This is a genomic window from Mycobacterium sp. 134 (assembly GCF_048282715.1).
Taxonomy (GTDB): domain Bacteria; phylum Actinomycetota; class Actinomycetes; order Mycobacteriales; family Mycobacteriaceae; genus Mycobacterium; species Mycobacterium septicum.
Genome location: NZ_JBLVUN010000007.1, coordinates 76,165 through 91,556, shown reverse-complemented (window position 1 = coordinate 91,556; position 15,392 = coordinate 76,165). Strand labels below are relative to the sequence as shown.

15 protein-coding genes and 3 pseudogenes are annotated in these 15,392 nt (G+C 63.9%); 13 read left to right on the top strand and 5 right to left on the bottom strand.

Translation table 11 applies throughout. The features are described from left to right. The first annotated feature begins 70 nt into the window (after window positions 1-70). The 4 genes and pseudogenes from ACNQVK_RS04265 to ACNQVK_RS04250 all read left to right on the top strand — a co-directional run. The gene (locus tag ACNQVK_RS04265) at window positions 71-2,224 is read left to right on the top strand and encodes a hypothetical protein (RefSeq protein WP_016895297.1); all 2,154 of its coding nucleotides are present in this window, start codon (window positions 71-73) and stop codon (window positions 2,222-2,224) included. After that, window positions 2,221-2,727, top strand: coding sequence for a hypothetical protein (locus tag ACNQVK_RS04260; RefSeq protein WP_016895298.1), 507 nt, complete (start codon window positions 2,221-2,223; stop codon window positions 2,725-2,727). The genes ACNQVK_RS04265 and ACNQVK_RS04260 overlap by 4 nt, the downstream gene beginning before the upstream one ends. After that, the gene (locus tag ACNQVK_RS04255; RefSeq protein ID WP_016895299.1) at window positions 2,724-3,212 is read left to right on the top strand and encodes a TIGR04338 family metallohydrolase; all 489 of its coding nucleotides are present in this window, start codon (window positions 2,724-2,726) and stop codon (window positions 3,210-3,212) included. Before ACNQVK_RS04260 ends, ACNQVK_RS04255 begins: the two co-directional genes overlap by 4 nt. Window positions 3,213-3,673: 461 nt before the next feature. Further along, a pseudogene (locus ACNQVK_RS04250) lies at window positions 3,674-3,889 on the top strand (hypothetical protein); the annotation flags it as partial. On the opposite strand, the gene ACNQVK_RS04245 reads toward ACNQVK_RS04250, so the two are convergent. Both ACNQVK_RS04245 and ACNQVK_RS04240 read right to left on the bottom strand, forming a co-directional pair. After that, on the bottom strand, window positions 3,866-4,678 hold the full coding sequence (locus ACNQVK_RS04245) for a membrane protein (RefSeq protein ID WP_016895301.1): 813 nt from the start codon (window positions 4,676-4,678) through the stop codon (window positions 3,866-3,868). The pseudogene ACNQVK_RS04250 and the gene ACNQVK_RS04245 overlap by 24 nt on opposite strands. An 83-nt stretch (window positions 4,679-4,761) precedes the next feature. Then, on the bottom strand, window positions 4,762-5,031 hold the full coding sequence (locus ACNQVK_RS04240; RefSeq protein ID WP_016895302.1) for a hypothetical protein: 270 nt from the start codon (window positions 5,029-5,031) through the stop codon (window positions 4,762-4,764). Between the two features lie 116 nt (window positions 5,032-5,147). On the opposite strand from ACNQVK_RS04240, the gene ACNQVK_RS04235 reads away from it, so the two are divergent. Together ACNQVK_RS04235 and ACNQVK_RS04230 are read left to right on the top strand one after the other, a co-directional pair. Beyond that, on the top strand, window positions 5,148-6,461 hold the full coding sequence (locus tag ACNQVK_RS04235; RefSeq protein WP_019344575.1) for an IS256 family transposase: 1,314 nt from the start codon (window positions 5,148-5,150) through the stop codon (window positions 6,459-6,461). Between the two features lie 321 nt (window positions 6,462-6,782). Beyond that, window positions 6,783-7,041 (top strand): annotated as a pseudogene (locus ACNQVK_RS04230) (winged helix-turn-helix domain-containing protein); the annotation flags it as partial. Here ACNQVK_RS04230 and ACNQVK_RS04225 read toward each other — a convergent pair. Beyond that, window positions 7,002-7,411 (bottom strand): annotated as a pseudogene (locus ACNQVK_RS04225) (ATP-binding protein); the annotation flags it as partial. The pseudogenes ACNQVK_RS04230 and ACNQVK_RS04225 overlap by 40 nt on opposite strands. A 290-nt stretch (window positions 7,412-7,701) precedes the next feature. After that, window positions 7,702-8,670 (bottom strand): cytochrome c oxidase assembly protein, encoded by a 969-nt coding sequence (locus ACNQVK_RS04220; RefSeq protein ID WP_418028618.1) that lies wholly within the window; start codon window positions 8,668-8,670, stop codon window positions 7,702-7,704. Between the two features lie 298 nt (window positions 8,671-8,968). Here ACNQVK_RS04220 and ACNQVK_RS04215 point away from each other — a divergent pair, with 298 nt between their 5' ends. Further along, window positions 8,969-9,136 (top strand): hypothetical protein, encoded by a 168-nt coding sequence (locus tag ACNQVK_RS04215; protein ID WP_418028596.1) that lies wholly within the window; start codon window positions 8,969-8,971, stop codon window positions 9,134-9,136. A 447-nt stretch (window positions 9,137-9,583) separates the two neighbouring features. Here ACNQVK_RS04215 and ACNQVK_RS04210 read toward each other — a convergent pair whose 3' ends face one another. Beyond that, on the bottom strand, window positions 9,584-11,719 hold the full coding sequence (locus tag ACNQVK_RS04210; RefSeq protein ID WP_131722419.1) for a heavy metal translocating P-type ATPase: 2,136 nt from the start codon (window positions 11,717-11,719) through the stop codon (window positions 9,584-9,586). On the opposite strand from ACNQVK_RS04210, the gene ACNQVK_RS04205 reads away from it, so the two are divergent. The 6 genes from ACNQVK_RS04205 (at window position 11,699) to ACNQVK_RS04180 (ending at window position 15,372) form a co-directional block, all read left to right on the top strand. Next, complete coding sequence (locus ACNQVK_RS04205; RefSeq protein WP_235621855.1) at window positions 11,699-12,772, top strand: cation diffusion facilitator family transporter; 1,074 nt, start codon at window positions 11,699-11,701, stop codon at window positions 12,770-12,772. The two genes, ACNQVK_RS04210 and ACNQVK_RS04205, sit on opposite strands and share 21 nt — an antisense overlap. After that, window positions 12,702-13,172 carry a universal stress protein gene (locus tag ACNQVK_RS04200; protein WP_052584160.1) on the top strand — a complete coding sequence of 157 codons (471 nt, stop codon included), beginning with the start codon at window positions 12,702-12,704 and terminating at the stop codon, window positions 13,170-13,172. The genes ACNQVK_RS04205 and ACNQVK_RS04200 overlap by 71 nt, the downstream gene beginning before the upstream one ends. Before the next feature lie 348 nt (window positions 13,173-13,520). Then, window positions 13,521-13,853, top strand: a complete 333-nt coding sequence (locus ACNQVK_RS04195) for a hypothetical protein (protein ID WP_100511992.1) — start codon at window positions 13,521-13,523, stop codon at window positions 13,851-13,853. A 17-nt stretch (window positions 13,854-13,870) separates the two neighbouring features. Next, entirely contained in the window at window positions 13,871-14,266 is a 396-nt protein-coding gene (locus tag ACNQVK_RS04190) for a hypothetical protein (RefSeq protein ID WP_016895262.1), read from the top strand. A gap of 27 nt (window positions 14,267-14,293) precedes the next feature. Further along, a complete protein-coding gene (locus ACNQVK_RS04185; protein ID WP_016895263.1) occupies window positions 14,294-14,857 on the top strand; it encodes an MFS transporter in 564 nt (187 codons plus the stop codon). Between the two features lie 182 nt (window positions 14,858-15,039). Continuing rightward, window positions 15,040-15,372, top strand: a complete 333-nt coding sequence (locus ACNQVK_RS04180; protein ID WP_131722428.1) for a hypothetical protein — start codon at window positions 15,040-15,042, stop codon at window positions 15,370-15,372. Window positions 15,373-15,392: the final 20 nt, after the last annotated feature.

The window sequence follows — 15,392 nt, the reverse complement described above, 5'->3', positions numbered from 1 at the left end:
CACGGGCAAAAATCAGTCCGGAGTTGCGGTCACACGTCTGGACAACGGTCATTGTGAACGGGGGCGAATCATGACTGTGCAACCTTCTGCTGTTGGCTCGCCTGCATCCTGGAACCAGGGCGCCCCTGTTATCGCGAATGCCAAGCGCATCCTCCGCGAGGGCGCACCGATCCCCACCTTCAACGAGAACGTGTGGAACCTGGAGGCAATGGCACCACCGCGGCTGCGCCACGCTCTCGTTTGCAACTTCGACTCGATCCCTCGCCAGTTCAGGCTTCCCGTCAAGAAGGCCGTGTGGCTCCTGATCAATGAAGGAAAGCCAGGCCACACAGTTCGTCGGGGCGGCACGAGGACCAAAAGATGGGTTGCCGTGGGCGCCATCACGCAATTCGTATCTCACATCCGAACGCTTCTGACCTACGTCACAAAGGAGACCCCCGAGGTCCGCTCGCTGGCTGGGATTGTCCGCGAAACCATGGATAGGTATGTGGATAGCCTCGAAGGAAAGGTTTCCGCGATTGCGCACTACGGCAGCATTCGACTTCTCCACGACCTCACAGCGCACTTTTCCGCAAGCGAGAGACTCACGGCACCGTCATGGGTCGATGACAAGGTGTTCGTGAACCGTGGCGGCCACTCCGACAACGCCACGCCACCCATGCCTGACAACGTCCTTACACCGATGCTTCTGTGGTGTGTGGCGTTCGTTGAGCAATTCGCCGAGGACATCCTGTCGGCACGGGATGCTGTGAACGCCTACACGCCCGCCACGGTGCAGGACGCCCCTATGGATGCACAGCAGGCCAACGAGATCGTATTCGCGTGGAGGAAGCACCATGGGAACTATCTGCCTTGCACCGACACCAGTGGTACGGGAATAGCGGTGGGCTACATGAGCTTCATCCTGAATTGGCCTATCCGCTTTCAACGCAGTGGGCTACCCAGGTTCCTAACCGGGTACCCGGAGATCTCGGTCAGTAAGTCCCCTTCATGTCCTGTTCCGACTCCAGTCAACGGAAAAGTTCACGGCAAGTCCTGGCAGGCCACAGGCCTGGACTACTACCGCCTGACGACGCACCAGATCGATCTACAAAGCGCCTGCATGTTTGTAATTGGCCTGAACTCATCAATGAGAGCCGATGAGTTGCTCAACCTCCAGTTGGAAACGCGGCACGATGACGGGGTATGCAAGCCCGTGACTGAACGTATCGAAGCCCCCGACGGTCAGGTCCGACACCTGTTGTACGGGAGGACATTCAAAGGCCAGGATGGCGTGGACGGAAAACAACGGGCGGATGGCGTCGTACGCACATGGGCGATCACTGAGCTAGGCGCTACTGCCGTCAAGGTCCTTGAGCGGCTCAACGAACGGCACGGACGGCTCTTCGTGGCCTCCCGGGCATCCACCACAGACGGTCCGGCTCAATCACCGACAACGATGTGGGCAATCAACAATCTGCGAAAATTCATAGGGCGAATGCGCTGCCTCGCAACAGAACTAGCGCTTCCCGAGGAGTACCACTTCCCTGAGGACGCCGAAGATTTCATGACTCTGCGCGTGCTTCGCCGCACCTCCCAGGTTCTCACCCAGCAAGAGATCGGCGGCGTCCTTGCGGGCGCGCATCAGGCAGGACACCGCCTTCGCGACCCCTACGACAGCCGGGTCACAGAGGGCTACGGCGGACTGGCCACACAATCAAAGTTGGGACGTCGCACGTCAGACCGCACCGGACAGGCACTGGCGCACTTGGTTGTCGAGTCGCGCCAAGGCGTTGTCGGTGGACCCGCAGCAGATCGCGCCCTCGGCGTAGCGAACCTGGCAGCCGGGGAGCTGGAGTTGGTCGATCCCGCCAACCTGATGACCCCGGTACTCAGCAACGAATGGAAGCGGATCACCAAGTCGGTCGGACAATCCGTCTACGAGGTTCCGCTCGCCGGTGGCGCGCATGCCTACTGCATCTTCCACCTGCCGTGGTCGGCCTGCACTAAGGAGGGCGAGGAGCCCGATGTTGCCGGCTGCAAGATTGCGTGCCCAAACAAGGCGCTGACGATGGACTCTGTCCGAGGGCTGCGGCAGCGCCAGCAGGAACTGGAAGCATCTAAGCAAGGCGCCACTACCGAAGAGGTGATTCGGGCTGACCACCTCATAAACGCCTACGAGGAACAGATCACCGATTCGGGGATTCCACTGGCACGCAATAGGAAGGCTGGTCGCCGGAGATGACGCTCCATCGCGACACAATCCCCTTGGTCGCGGCCGAAAACGATGCTGAACGGAAGAAAATCGTCGCTGCTATGCGCCGACTCCTCATCATCGGGAAGCCCCGAGTTGTAGCGCCCGAGAACCGTCTCGTGATTGACACGCTTCGCCGGGAAGCGGGCGTGACCCGGTCGGCTCTCACCCACAGGCATATTGATCTCAAGGACCTATTCCTCGATTGTGTCGCAGAGCGGCAACAGGAGGCGCGAGACCGTCGTACCCCGAACGAGGCAGCTCTCGAAGAGCAGGTCGACGAACTGAAGGCACGGAACCGCGACCTTCAGACGCGTGCCACTCACTGGGAGGGTGCTGCCCGCGACCTCGCGAGAACTGTTGCGGCACTTCAAATGCTCTATACCACAGCCAGCGCACGATTGGACGCCATCATCTCCGATACTGCCCGGGAAAACCTCGCACCGGAGCTGGGCCTCAATGTCTCTCCCCTTGTCAACAGGCCCCGGAAGTGAGTGCATCGGCGGTCTACGGGGCCGAATACCAGTGGTCCGCAGTGCTCGACAGGGGCGGACTGGTGAACTTCCACGGTTCGCACATATACATTCCCTTGCAGAAACGATTCGCCGACATAACGTCGGTGCAAAGGTACGTTGATGCGGTGCTGGCCTTAAATGCCATCCGAGAGGCCTACCCGAATGCTGGCCCCGTCCGCGTCAGAGAACGCCGTGGGCAAAGCAAGGCGCATTACGCGCCTTCGACAGCGACCATTGCAATCCCATTGGCGAACAGGGAATTTGGCCGCGAGAGCACGGTTTTGCATGAGTTGGCGCACCACCTCTCGGTGAGCGCTGGGCTTAGTTCCACACGGAGCGGAACCCGTTGGCATGGAACGGAATTCCGAGAAGCGATGCTTTCCCTGGTCACCGTGGTGCTGGGGGAACCCGCGGCGCTCCTTCTTCGCGCCGGGTATCACTCTTCGGGTATTCGCGGCGGGTAGAGCAAGATTTCATTGGACTGACCCCTTATCTGTAGGTCAATTCAGGGCGTACTCGATTGTCGCTGACGATGTCGAGTTGTCCGTGGCGATCCGTCGAGAGCGGGATTATCTGTAGTGGTGTAGTCGACGATCTCGAGGGCCTGGCGTCGATCATCATCGTGTGGCGCTTCACCGGGTCACGCACCCTATCTGAACATGCCGAGGCGCGGGCCCAGAAAGCGGTCGCCATCACGTTCTTCCTGCTGGCCCCGTACATCGCCTACGACGCCATCACTACCTTGGTCGCGGGTGAGCACCCGCAGACCAGCTGGGTCGGCATCGGATTGTCGATCACCTCACTGATCGTCATGCCGATCCTGGGCCGGGCCAAGCGCCGCCTCGGCACGCAGCTGGGATCGGTGGCCACCTCAAGTGAAGGAACGCAGAATCTGTTGTGCGCCTACCTCGCCGGCGCGGTCCTGCGCCAACCTGTGCCCGTGGACAACGAGACTATGAAGAAAGCCGCTGAAATCTCCGGCGGTAACCACTACGACGCCTCCACTGCCGCGGAGTTGAAAGACGTCTACGGCAACCTGGAGCAACAGATCGGCTACGAAACCTTCCAAGGCGATGCCAGCCCCGTCTGGGTGAAGCTTGCCGCGATCGTGTTGGCGCTAGTCGCGGACAAGATCTCGTAGTTCCGGCTCTGGGCCATCCGCGAGTGTGGTGGCGCGAGTTTTGCGGTATCCGAAGCCAATTCCGACGATGAGCACAGCCAGCAGCGCGGCCGAGGTGCCCCATGTACCGAGCGCCAGCCCGCCTTTCTCCAACGGTTTGGACAGCAAGTCGCCGACGGTGGCACCCAGGGGTCGGGTGAGTATGAACGCCGCCCAGAACAGCAGCACGCCAGAGATGTTGGTGAGGTAGTGGGCGGCCAGGATGCTAGCCATGATCGCAGCGATAAGTGCTGCACTGCCCCAGTAGCCCAGCCCAGAGCTGTCGGCCAGGTAATCGCCCAGAGAGGTGCCTAGTGTATTGGACAGCAGGATGGCAGCCCAGTAGAGCACCTCTCCGCGGACGGTGCTGATGTTGGCGACGTCGAAGGTTTCTCGGGTCAGCTTCCAGACGATGAACACGACGACCAAACCGGTCACCAGCAGGACCGCACCCGCCCCGTAGCCCAGACCGCCGTCCGTGGCGGTGTCCGAGCCAGGACCACGGTTGATCAGATCCGACATCGTGGTGCCAGCGGTACTGGTGGCGGCGATCACCGTCCAGTAGAGCGCTGGATGGAACTGGCGGGCCCGCAGCTGCGCAAGCAGGCTCACGATGAAGATCACGAGGAACAGGATCGAGGCGGCGGCGTAGCCGAGCCCAAGAGTTTGGGCAATTAAATCCCCGCCTGTCTCCCCGAGCGTAGTCGCTGCGATCTTCAGAACCCAGAACACAGCTGTGACCTGAGGCAGCTTGTAACTCGATGCAGACATGAACCCGCCAAATCTGTCGTAGGTGTCAACGTTTTTCGCCCGCAACGTAACGGGGAAAGCCTGAGAATCCGCTGAGGAGGCCGCTACCCAGCGTTGTTGGTGTTGGTACCCAACGGGACGTGTGGACTAGTGCCATACGGAACCAGAGGATTGGCTCCGTCGTAGGTCGGCTGATGAGCACCCTGCTGATACTCGATACCACCCGGAGCTAGACACGCGGTCATGTCGCGGACTCTCATGCCGGTTTCGGCGGCGTAACAGACCTCCGGCGGTGACGGGGTGGCCGCAGCTAGCGGCCCGCTGATCATCGGGCTAGAGAACGCCGCTCCCGCCAGGATCGCTACGATTCCCATGAGCAATGATCAGAACCTGTGGATCCCGGGCGGGCGTGCCTTCCCGGAAGATGATCTGCAAGGAATCCGAATTCTGATCAAGACCAGCGTTGGCGCGCTGGCGGGAAGGCACGCCCGTGCTCACGGTAGTAGACAACAACGACGACTCCAACGAGACCCGCAATGCGGCCGGTGCGGGCCGGTCGTTGCTCGACCAGATCGTCCGCGACGGTGCCCGGCAGATGCTGGCCGCGGCGTTGCAGGCCGAGGTCGCCGACTATGTAGCCCGGTATGCCGGTGAGGTCGACGAACACGGCCACCGACTGGTGGTCCGCAACGGATACCACGCCGAACGTGAGGTCGTGACCTCGGCGGGTGCGGTGGCGGTGAAGGCGCCCCGCGTGAACGACAAGCGGATCGACCCCGATACCGGCGAGCGCAAGCGGTTCTCCTCGGCGATCCTGCCCGCCTGGGCTCGCAAGTCCGAGCAGGTATCGGAGGTGCTGCCGCTGCTGTACCTGCACGGCCTGTCAACCAGTGACTTCGGGCCGGCGCTCGAACAGTTCCTCGGCACCGGCGCCGGACTGTCCGCATCCTCGATCACCCGGCTCACGGCCCAGTGGCAGGACGAGGCGAAGGCCTTCGGCACCAGGGACCTCTCGCAGGTCGACTACGTGTACCTGTGGGTCGACGGCATCCACCTGAAAGTCCGGCTCGAGCAGGAAAAGCTCTGCCTGTTGGTGATGCTCGGGGTGCGGGCGGACGGCCGCAAGGAACTCGTCGCCCTGGCCGACGGCTACCGAGAGTCCACCGAGTCCTGGGCGGACCTGCTGCGGGATTGCCGCCGCCGCGGGATGCGCGCGCCGGCGCTCGCGGTCGGGGACGGAGCTTTGGGATTCTGGCGGGCACTGCGGGAGGTGTTCCCCGCCACCCGCGAACAACGCTGCTGGTTCCACAAACAAGCCAACGTTCTTGCTGCACTCCCGAAATCGGCGCATCCGGGTGCGTTGGCGGCGATGAAGGAGATCATCGGGGCCGAGGACATCGACAAGGCGCAGTTGGCGATCGCAGCGTTCGAACGTGACTACAGCGCGAAGTACCCGAAAGCGGTGAAGAAAATCGTCGATGACGCCGACGTGCTGCTCGAGTACTTCCGGTATCCCGCCGAGCACTGGGTGCATCTACGCACCACGAACCCGATCGAATCGACCTTCGCGACGGTTCGGCTTCGGACCAGGGTGACCAAGGGCCCGGGATCACGGGCGGCGGGCATGGCGATGGCCTACAAGCTGATCGAAGCAGCGCAGTCGCGGTGGCGGGCGGTCAACGCACCACACCTGGTGGCGTTGGTGCGGGCCGGCGCAGTGTTCCACCAGGGCAAGCTCCTCGAACGTCCGGTCGACATCACCCCGGAACCATCGCCCGACACCCCAGTGTCCGAGGTCGCCTGACGACCCTCGATCCACAGGATTTGACTATTTCTCGATTCCCATCCGCATGAGACGGAGATGTGCACGGGTACGAGATCGCAAAGCAGGTGCGTTAACGTCTTTAGTCGCTTCATGTTTCGGCAGAGTGTTCCAAGGCATGCCTTAACAGCTACCCGTGTGCTGCTGAAAGCTCCCTGAGAGCACACCTCCCGTGACGGCGCTTAGCTATTGCATCCTGTCACTCGGCCTCTTCTCAGCACCCGGATGCGGCTCTGATGCCGTCACTGGGTGAACGACGCACCCCGAACGGGCCAGCATTCGACAGAAAGGCCACACACTCATGAGATCTCGCTCGATCCCACGCGCGAGGTTGTCGAGCGGAATACAGCCTGCTGAAATATTTGCTGCGCAACAAAGGTGCCGCGGTCACGAAAACCGATATCCTGCAAAATGTTTGGGGATAGCCAACTACGGCGGCCCCGACAACGCAGTCGAAGTCTATGTCGGGCATCTGCGCCGCAAGATCGGCGCCCACCTGATCGTAACCGTCCGTGGTGCGGGCTACCGGCTTGATTCGGGTGAGTACTCCAACCGCAATTGAACGGTGACCGTCGTCCCACCACCGACGGGGTTCCCAAAGACCACGGTGCCCCCATGGGCGGCAAGGATTTCAGCGACGATCGCCAAACCCAGCCCGCTCCCACCGCCGCGTCGGGAACGATCGGCATCCAGCCGGACAAAACGCTCAAACACCCGATCCCGCTCGGCGAGCGGGATACCCGGACCGTCCTCGCACACCTGCAGATATGCGTTGCCGGCCGCAGCACGCACCCCGATGGAGACTTCCGAAGCGGCATGCCGGGCCGCATTTTAGCGAGGTTACGGAGCGCCCAAGCCGCGCCAAGCGCGTCGCCGGTCATCTTGACCGCAGCGAGCTGTGCGGATATCTGTAGCGAGGTTTCGCGTTTTAAACCCCACGATCGTCGCAGGTCTAGGACTGCCCAGGACCCGGCGGCGCGGTGCCCGATGTCGAGCTTTTGGCGGTCCCAGCGTCCAACTCCCCCAGAGCTCATCGGGTCCTGTCAGGTGAACTTGGTTGGCCCCCTGGGGGATTGACCTGCCCCGGTTGGTCCGGCGGGGCAGGGGTATTCGCGTGCGGGTCCGTGTTAGCAGAGTTGATCTCTGCGCCCGTCGTCAACCCCGCAAGGGTGGCCCCGTTCGTCGAGCATGGTGACCTCGGTCAGGGTGCCTGCGGTTGCCGTCACCGCCACCGCGCCCATCGGGACGACACCGGCGGGGCCTGAGGTGGTCGGCCGTGCAACTGCTGCAGAAAGGCGTTGTAGGCGGCTAGATCGGGGTCGTGGTCGTCGGTGAATGCTTCGCGGACGGTCGCTTCTCTTTCCTCGTCACGGCGCCACCGCATCGCCAGGAGCACGGTGGTGACCAGAGCGATGGGCTCGCCGTAGGACCATGCCAAGGCTCCGGCGATGCTCTGATCTTTGACCGGGTTGACGTTCCAGGTGGAGGGCGGATCGGCGAACGTAGCGACCAACGGCGTCGGTGCCATCATCAAGATCACGCCGATGAACACGTGTAGTGGCATCTCGACGAACACGTCGAAAAGACGACCGAGATTGGACTGGCGGACAGGCAGCGGATCGGTCGATAGGATCGGAACGATGAACAGGATCCCCGTAGCCAGGAAGAAGACCTCCAGCGCGGTGTGGCCCAGCCAGGTGGCGGCGAGGTGGTCGAACAGGTCCGACAAATACAGGCCGTAATAGCTGAACAGGAACAGCGGGATGGTCAAGCCGGGGTTCAGCAATATGCGGGCGGTGCGGCTGCGCAATCCCGCCAGCGCGGCGATGAGCACCAGCCGACCGAGCCCGCGGTGCGCGGTGGAGCGGAGCAGCAGCCGCCCGGGGCTGCCGAGCACCAGCAGCGGGGGCACCAACACCGTCAAGGTCAGCTGTTGGAACATGAATGCGCTGAACAGGCGCAGCCCGTAGCCTTCGATGGCCAACCCGTTCACCGCCGCCAGCACCAGACAGCCAGTGATAAAGCTGACAGTGCGCGGCCAGGGCCAGCGGCGCCCACTCTTGTGCACCCGCGCCGCGGCGCACATGTACCACAGCGCCATCAGGACCGCGATCGTCGGCAATACCGGAATCGCGGGCGGGTCCCACGTCAGCATCGAGGTGATGCTCGGCGGTGCCGGTGGAGGCGTCATCAACCCGTCACTCACACATGCTCCGTCCTGCTCGTGGATCACCGCGTCACACCCGACAGCCCTAGCGGCGCTGCGCGGGTAGAACCGAGCTTGGACCGGCCCCGGCTGTCGGCCACAGGCTACCCGCAGCGCGGGCGCTTACCGCCGTGACGTTGTCCACTGCGGCGATGCATTCGTGGAACACCACGAGCAACGATGCCAGCGGTTCCAGGTTTATCTGGCGTTAAGTTCAAATTTTTGCCTGATTTTCCGTGTTCTGCTGCGCAAGTGGGTGGAGCGCTGCTTTAGCGGTGCGTCGGTGCCGATGCTGGCGGCCCGTGAGTCGATGATCTACCCGGCGGACGTGCTGGACTGGTTCCTGGTCACCCAGCGCCCCGCTCCCGAGTCGGAGCGCCTCAGGTGGCGGCCATATCGGTGGGCCGCGCACGGCGCCACGGCAGCCGTCGCGGGTAGTGCGGCTCGATGATTTCCGCAAGGGCCGACCGCGGTGACCATCTCGGCGTGGGGGCGCTGCTGACGATGGCTGCGGTACAGCGGATGTGCTTCGCCGACCGCCCACCTACCTAGCCGGTGGTGGGCACCGACGAGATGCTCGTTTCCCCGGCCCGCGAGTACCTGGCCTTCCTGCGCGACCAGGGCGCGGCCCCTAACACGGTTACCTCCAACGCGGTTGTTACGGATAGGGATTCGGGCGTTGACGCGCGTGGGTACGCAGCGCTCTACTTATGAGCCCCAAGGGGCTTGCCTCCGATGAGCTGTTCGCGGTCCCAACGACCTGCACGCCGTCGGTCTATGTTGAGAACGCCACGGCTCGCGAAAACTGCGACGTTGAATCCGCGCAGGCGGACACCAACCACGACATCCATCCCACCGCCAGTCGCGACCAGCCACGGTCGCAACACACCAACCTTTGCTATAGCTGGCGAAATTGAGGAACAGCCGCCAGTCCGCGGACTGGCGTACTACCGGTGCCGAAGAGCCGTAATCCGTTGAGTACCACGAGGATCGCTGTGACAGCGTCGATGGCGACGGCCAGGCTCAACCCGGTCAGGCCGGCGATGCCGGTGATGAGTATCAGTGCTTTGACGATCAGTGATCCGTACACGTTCTGTTTGATCACCCGAAACGTGGTCTGCCCCAGGTGCAGCAGGTAGGGGATGGCCGCGATCGCGTCGTTCATCAGGGCGATGTCTGCGGTCTCGATCGCGACATCGGATCCGCCGCCCATGGCGATGCCCACGTCGGCGCGGGCCAGGCTGGGCGCGTCGTTGACCCCGTCGCCGATCATGGCCACCGTGCCGTAGGTGGTTTGCAGGGTGTCGATCAGATCGGCCTTCTGCTCAGGCAGCAGCCCGCCGTACGCGTCGCTGATGCCGACACGTCGGGCCACGGCGTGTGCCGCGCGCTGGTTATCGCCGGTGAGCATGACCGGGGTGACGCCGAGCTTGCGCAACGCGGTGATCACGGCCGGCGTTTCGGGCCGCAGCTCGTCGGTGATGCCGATCACGCCGATGACGGTTGAGCCTTCGCTGACGAGTACAGCGGTCTGCCCGGCTGACTCGAGCCGGTCCACTTCCCGCAGCACCTCCTCACAGGTGGTGGCGTTGGCGCCGATGTGGGCCAGGTTGCCGATGGCGTGTTCGGTGGTGGTGCAGACCAGGCAGTTGGCGCTCGCCCCGCGCCCGGCGACGTTGGCAAACGTATCCATGTCGTGCGCCGTCACGCCCCGTTCTGCGGCGCGCTGCTCGATGGCCTCGGCCAGCGGGTGCGATGAGAACTTCTCCAGGCCGGCGGCGTCGCCGAGCACGTCAGATTCGGTAGCGCCGTGCAAGGCCACGACGTCGCTGACGGCCGGTACGCCGACAGTCAACGTCTTGGTCTTGTCGAAGGCAGCGGCCTTGACCTTGCTCAGGACCTCCAGGGAACGGCCGCCTTTGATCAGAACGCCTTTCCTGGACGCACCGCCGATGGCTGCGGCCACCGCCACCGGCGCCGACACGACCAGCGCGTCCGGACAGGCCAGCACCAGCAGAATCAAGGCCCGGGTAAACCACGCGCCGAAGGGCTGGTGGAACAGCAGCGGCGGCACGACCGCCACCAGCACCGCCACGCCGACGGCGGCAGGAATGTAGTAACTGGCGAACCGGTCCAGGAAATTCTGTATGTCCGGCCGCGATTTCTGGGCCTGCCCGATCAGCGTGACGATTCTCGCCAACACACTGTTCGCGGCGCTGGTGGCGACTTCGATCTCCAGATAGCCGTTCTGGTTCGACGTGCCGGCAAACACGGTCTGCCCCCGGTACTTTTCCTTCGGTACGGCTTCTCCGGTGATAGCCGCCTCATCGATCGACGACTCACCGGCAACCACGACGCCGTCCAGCGGCACCGTGTCGCCGGGGCGAACGGCGATGATGGTGCCCGGCTGGACCTGATCGACCGGCATTTCACGACCGTCTGTGAGGCGGGCGACGGTGGGAGAGTGTTCAATCAGCGCGGCCACGGCCCGCTGCGACCGCGCTTCCCCGAACTCTTCGAACGCCTCGGCCAACGCGAAAAAGAACACGACCGCCGCGGCCTCGACGACCTCGCCGAGATACAACGCCCCCAGCGCAGCGACCGTCACCAGCAGATTGATCGTGATTCTGCCCCGGACCAGGCCGCGCGTGGCCGCCAGCCCCACCGGCAGACCCCCGGTGGCCAGCGACACCACAAACACCCAGTCGGCATGGGACAGTTTCAGCACGTTGGCGATCAGGCCGACCGCGAACGACGCGGCAGCCAACAGCGTCAACAGCTTCTTCCACCGGTTCGACCCCGCCGCAGTGTGATGTTTACTCATCGTGATATCCCGCGTGCTATCGAAGGGATGTGGCCCATGTGCAATTCCTACTCGATCTGACCTGGGATGTCGGCTCGCCGCGGCGACAAACATTCCGACCACCGGCCGGAAGATCAACCAACCAGCTATTGCATATATAGCAATACATGCATAGTTTGTGTCTGTGGTTTCGAGGATTGGGCGTCGGCCGTGAGCACCGAGCGCGGGCATGCGCACGGGGCCTCTGCCGATGCTGATCGACGCTGGTTGACCGGGGCGCTGGTCGTCATCGTGGCGTTCATGCTCGGCGAGGTGGTCGTCGGTGTGATGGCCAGCTCGTTGGCGTTGATCTCCGATGCCGCACACATGCTGACCGACGCGGCCTCGATTGTGTTGGCGCTGCGGGCGATCCGGCTTGCCGCACGACCGGCGGCAGGGCAGATGACCCACGGGTGGAAACGAGTCGAAATCCTCTCCACCCAAGCCAACGGACTGACCCTGCTGCTGCTGGCGGCGTGGCTTGACTATGAGGCCATCCGCCGACTGATCCACCCCCCAGAGGTGACCGGCACCCTGGTGCTGATCACCGCACTGGTGGGCATCGTCGTCAAGATCGCCGCGTCCTGGATGATCAGGCGGGCCAACCGCACCAGCCTCAACGCCGAAGGCGCCTTCCAGCACATCCTCAACGACCTGTTCGCGTTCATGGCCACCGCAGTCGCCGGCGGGATCATCCTGCTCACCGGATTCTGGCGGGCCGACGCGATCGCCACGCTGATCGTGGTCGCGCTGATGGTCAAAGCCGGCATCGGGCCATCGGGCTGGTCCGCGCGTCCACCCGGATCGTCCTGGAGGCCCGCCCCCAAACACCTCGACCCCACCACGATCGGACAGGCCATGGCCACGCGCGACTCGGTGGTCGAGGTGCACGACCTGCACATCTGGGAGATCACCTCGGGCTCACCGGCACTGTCGGCGCACGTACTTGTCGAGCCCGGACGCGACTGCCACGCAGCAGGTCGACCACGTCGAGCCCGGTTCCATCCCATTCGGCGACACCACCGCCGACCCGTACTGCGACGACCCGCAGGGCCCGACCCACCGCTCCACCGGATAACCGTTGAGCCGCAAGAATTTTCGAACGATGAGCAGCGTCGGCTCGGCCAAGCCCACGCCGCATCCAGCTCGATAACGCAGAGGAAGAGGAGACTTGATGTCTACGATTACGGCAGGTGTCGACGGATCGCCCGGCTCGCTGGCGGCGCTACGCTGGGCTCTCGATGAGGCCCGGCGCCGCGGTTGCGATCTGCGCGCCGTGCTCTCTTGGCAGCTGCCCTATCACCAGGGCTACCTCGGCCACCTAGCGCTCGAGCGGCTTCACGAACCGCTCTCCGAGGCGGCCCACCAAACCCTGAGCGCAGCGCTCGCCGGCGCCTCCATCGACACCGAAGGCGTCAGCGTCACACCGATAGTGCAGCAGGGCCCGCCCGCCCAGGTCCTGATCAACGCAGCCGCCGACGCCGATCTCCTGGTGGTCGGGTCGCGCGGCCATGGCGGATTCACCGGACTGATGCTGGGCTCCGTCAGCCAACAATGCGCCCAAGGCTCGACCTGCCCAGTCGTCATCGTGCCGACTGGCCGCCACCACAGCCAATCCACCGCCGACAGCGATCAGCAGACGTGACCATGAGGAGCTGGGCCCGAGAACCGTTCCGACAGCCACCAGCAGGGATGCGGCCACGATGATGGACGGTATCGCAGCCGGCCAATGGGAGTGATCGGGCGTAGGTACCTGGTTGCGCGGCGTGCCGAGGTTGATGGTCCGTGCCATCACCAGAGCGTGGATTCCGGGAGGACGGGTGCGGTGACGGGCGCTGGGTTCACCCCGCATATTGATCCTGAGAAACCGTTGTCGCTGGGACGCGCGATTGGATCGTCGTCAGTGGTTTGACGCGGCCGGCGCGCACGCCGTTGGCGATGACGCTGAGCAGACCCTGCCACCCTGTGGCAGGGTCTGCTCAGCGTCGCTGCGGTGTTGATGGTTGTCACCGAGTGCGCCAACCAGGTAGATGCTTCCTTCGCCGCCTACGTGACGGTGCGCGATGCATTGCAGATCGACCGGGACGAGGAGATACCGCTGACCGCGCTACCGCCGTCGCGGTCAGCTCCTTCCGACGACGTCCACCCGCTGCTCGCCCGCTGGGATAAACCCGCCGGGTTGCCAGTGCGTGGCACGGTGGCGACCGCGCTCATTCCGGGCGCGATTTCCGAATTCTCCGGCCGTCCCGCCGAAATCTATTTGCCTCCAGCGTATTTCAATGATCCGCGGCCTCAGCTGCCAGTGCTCGTGCTCATCGCGGGTTAGTCCCCACCTTCCAGGCCGTGATCCCCGATGTGGTGACCAACGAAAACGACTACACCCAAGCACTGTCGGCCTCCCAACTGGCATCGACCATCGAAAGCCTGCTCAGCCCCGTACTCGCCGCGCTCGCGCTGACCGTGATGAGTTTCCACTGGCTGTTCGCCGGCACCGTCGTCGGATTCCTACTCTCCGCTGCGCTCGTGATCAGCTCCCACATCCCCAACGCCACTCCCAGCAGCCGCGGAAACATCTGGGAGCGCACCGCCGCCGGCATCCGCATCTTCGCCGCCACCCCTAGGCTGCGCGGAGTACCCAGCCTGGACCTGGTGGTCGCCGGATGCGGCTCCATCGTGATGGTCACCACCGTCAACTACGTCCGCGACGCTCTCGGCCGCCCACAAGCCGACGTCGCCTGACTACTGGCCGCATCGGGCACCGGCACCATGATCGTGGCGCTGCTGCTGCCACCGGTCCTACAACGCATCCCCGAACAGACCGTGATGTTCTGCGGCGCAGCACCGTTACTCATCGGAGCTACCGGCGCCATCAAACTATCGATGGCCGCTGGCCCGCACCTCTCGGAGATGTCCCTGGTCATTTGGTGGCTCATCGGCTCAGGCATGAGCCTGATCCTCACGCCCGTCGGCAGGGTATTGCGCCGATCATCGGCGCCCTCGGACCGACCCGCGATCTTCGCTGCCCAGTTCTCGCTCTCACACCTGTGCTGGCTACTGACCTATCCGATCGCCGGCTGGGGCGCATCGCTTCTCGGCTTCACCACCACCTGGTCGATCCTGGCCGGCATCGCCACAGCAGACGCGATCGCCGCCATCTTCGCCTGGCCACGCCACGATCCCGAAGAAATCGCCCACACGCACGATTCCGCCACAACCAGCGACGACCACCTCGGACACGACGCAACACATCTCGGTGACAGAGTGTTCGAGCACGTCCATACCTTCATGATCGACCAAGACCACCTACGCCGGCCCGAACCAACCAAGTAAGACACCTCCAGCCGCACTGGTTCATGGCGCCTCTCCAGGTCAGCACACACCTAATTGGAAACACCTATGGCGCCAACTGTTTCCGATTCGGCCTCAACAACGCCGCACCCCCAACAGGGAACAGCCGTACACACCAAGATCGATCCGACCCCAGATAAACCCGCCGGCACTACGCTGGACCGGTGAGATCAGCGAGGATGCCCCCCGCGGCCCGGCCGGCTGGGCGAGTACTGGCAGCGGCCGCGCTCGCGGCGACGCTGGCATTGTGGCCGGCGGCCGCGCCGCCACCGGTCGCAGCCGATCCTGGTGTGCACACAACCGCGCCGTCATCACCTGCGCCGCCAGCAGGCATCCCGGCACGGCCAACCACCCATAGCTATGACGACGCCGACATCGGCAATGCCCGCGGGATCAGCGCCCCGACACTGGGGATTATCGTCGGCGCCATGATCGGCTTGGCGGCAGTTGGAATCATCCTGGCGCGCCACGGGCGCTCAGGCAAACACCTCCAATGACCCCCCTGCCCGACCACAGT